The 2,276-nt window shown below is 65.5% G+C and carries 3 protein-coding genes; 2 read left to right on the top strand and 1 reads right to left on the bottom strand.

Annotation, left to right across the window (positions count from 1 at the left end; genetic code table 11):
* Positions 1-110: 110 nt before the first annotated feature.
* The gene (locus tag ACYPYD_RS21665; RefSeq protein ID WP_036524767.1) at positions 111-776 is read right to left on the bottom strand and encodes a carbonic anhydrase; all 666 of its coding nucleotides are present in this window, start codon (positions 774-776) and stop codon (positions 111-113) included.
* 96 nt (positions 777-872) lie between these two features.
* Here ACYPYD_RS21665 and lipA point away from each other — a divergent pair, with 96 nt between their 5' ends.
* Both lipA and ACYPYD_RS21655 read left to right on the top strand, forming a co-directional pair.
* Entirely contained in the window at positions 873-1,832 is a 960-nt protein-coding gene (gene lipA / locus ACYPYD_RS21660) for a lipoyl synthase (RefSeq protein WP_036524940.1), read from the top strand.
* Positions 1,833-1,836: 4 nt separating this feature from the next.
* A partial coding sequence (locus ACYPYD_RS21655; protein WP_459665461.1) for a type II toxin-antitoxin system RatA family toxin occupies positions 1,837-2,276 on the top strand: 440 nt, incomplete at its 3' end.

Genomic DNA, 2,276 nt, shown 5'->3' with positions numbered 1-2,276 from the left:
TGGGACCGCTGGCCGTACTTGACGCGATAGCCCGCGTTAGAACGCCCGGACGCGAGGCGGTCTGTTCACGGCCAGCGGTCCCAGCCTTCGCTGGGATGACGGGCGTTTGATCACTCCACCGGTGCGAATTCCCCGCTGGTCTCGTCCAGCAGGTGCAGCACTCCGTCGGAAATCGCGAAGAACGCGCCGCGCAGCTTGAGGTCGCCCTTGGCCACCTTGCTCTGCACGCACGGGAAAGTCATCAGGTTGTCGAGGCTGACCTTGACCGCCGCCTGCTCCATCGCGCGCTCGGCGGTGCGCCCTGTGGTGCCATGCTCGTGCGCGACCGGCACGCGGGCCTCGTCCAGCATCGAGATCCAGTCGGCCACGAAACCACCGTGTCCGATCTCCGCGTCCTTGAGGTCCTGCGTCAACGCCGCCTTGCAGCCGCCGCACAGGCCGTGGCCCATCACGACCACTTCCTTGACCTTGAGCACCTGCACCGCGAATTCCAGCGCGGCCGAGACGCCGTGGTGGCCGGGCGTCGTCTCGAACGGCGGCACCAGCGCGGCGACGTTGCGCACCACGAAGATCGTGCCGGGATCGACGTCGAAGATCTGGCTGGGGTCGACGCGGCTGTCGGAGCAGGCGATGACCATGACTTCGGGCGACTGGCCCTGGCCCAGTTCGTCCCAGCGCGCGCGGTTGGCGCTCCAGCCGGTGCCGCGGAAACGGCGATAACCCTCGATCAGATGGTTCAGCACGCGGTCGTTGGATTCGGGGCTCTGATTAGTCATGGGGGTGGGCTCCGTTGCTGTTTTTCGAACTGATGGTTCGCCATACGCCGGATATTCGGGCTGGCAAGGTTGCGTGCATATGACTATCTGGACGGCATGAACGATCTCTCCTCCGTACCGGTTCCGGAAGAAGCCCCCGCCCGTCAGCGCAAGCCCGACTGGATTCGCGTCAAGGCGCCGACCAGCAAGGGCTACGGCGAGACGCGCCAGCTGATGCGCGACCTCAAGCTCAACACCGTGTGCGAGGAAGCGGCCTGCCCGAACATCGGCGAGTGCTGGACGAAGAAGCACGCGACGGTGATGATTCTCGGCGACACCTGCACCCGCGCCTGCGCGTTCTGCAACGTCAAGACCGGCATGCCCGGCCGCGTCGATGCGGCGGAGCCGGACAACGTCGCCGAGATGGTGCTGAAGACCGGCCTCGAGCACATCGTCGTCACCTCTGTAGACCGTGACGATCTTCCGGACGGCGGTGCAAGCCAGTTCGTCAAGGTGATCCAGGCGGTCCGCGCGGCCTCGCCCGCGACCACGATCGAAATCCTGACGCCCGACTTCCGCAACAAGATGCAGCGCGCGGTCGAGTCGATCGTCCAGGCGCGCCCGGACGTCTACAACCACAACCTCGAGACGGTGCCCCGCCTCTACCCGACCATCCGCCCCGGCGCGCGCTACTACGCCTCGCTGCGGCTGCTGGAAGAGGTGAAGCGCCACGATCCGTCGATCTTCACCAAGTCGGGCGTGATGCTCGGGCTGGGTGAGGAGCGTCTGGAAATCCATCAGGTGATGGACGACATGCGCTGCGCCGACATCGACTTCCTGACCATGGGTCAGTACCTGCGCCCGACGCCCAAGCATGCCGAGGTGAAGGAATTCGTCACCCCGCAGGCGTTCAACGCCTACGGTGCGATCGCGCGGGCCAAGGGCTTCCTGCAGGTGGCGTCCTCGCCGCTGACGCGTTCGAGCTATCATGCCGGCGATGACTTCGCCCAGATGAAGGCCGCGCGCGACGCCAAGCTGGCCAAGATGCAGCCCGTGACGGCGACCTCCGGGGCCTGAACTCATGCCCGGCATTCATGAGACCAAGCGCCTGCCTTACAGCGCGGAGCAGATGTACGACCTCGTCGCCGACGTCGGCCGCTATCAGGAATTCCTGCCCTGGGTCGTCGCGACGCGGGTGAAGTCCGACGACGGCCGCGAGATGATCGCGGACATGCTGGTCGGCTTCAAGGCTCTGCGCGAAAAGTTCACCTCGCGCGTCGAGAAGGAGCGCCCGCGCGTCATCAAGGTGCACTACGTCGATGGTCCGATGCGCGATCTCGACAACGTCTGGACCTTCCATCCGGTCGACCAGACTTCGTGCGACCTTGAGTTCGACGTGAAGTTCACCTTCCGCAACCCGCTGTTCGAGAAACTGGCGGGGCAGTATTTCGACAAGGCGTTCCGCAAGATGGTCGCCGCCTTCGAAACGCGCGCGGCGGAACTCTACGGTGTCGCGCAGGC

The organism is Novosphingobium sp. 11B (assembly GCF_054589055.1).
The sequence above is the reverse complement of the archived record's forward strand: the minus strand, read 5'-3'. Positions and strand labels throughout refer to the sequence as shown.

What these genes read in the sequence shown, in the direction of transcription:
- lipA (WP_036524940.1), top strand. Translation starts at nt 873, where the DNA reads ATGAACGATCTCTCCTCCGTACCGGTTCCGGAAGAAGCCCCCGCCCGT.
- ACYPYD_RS21665 (WP_036524767.1), bottom strand. Translation starts at nt 776, where the DNA reads ATGACTAATCAGAGCCCCGAATCCAACGACCGCGTGCTGAACCATCTG.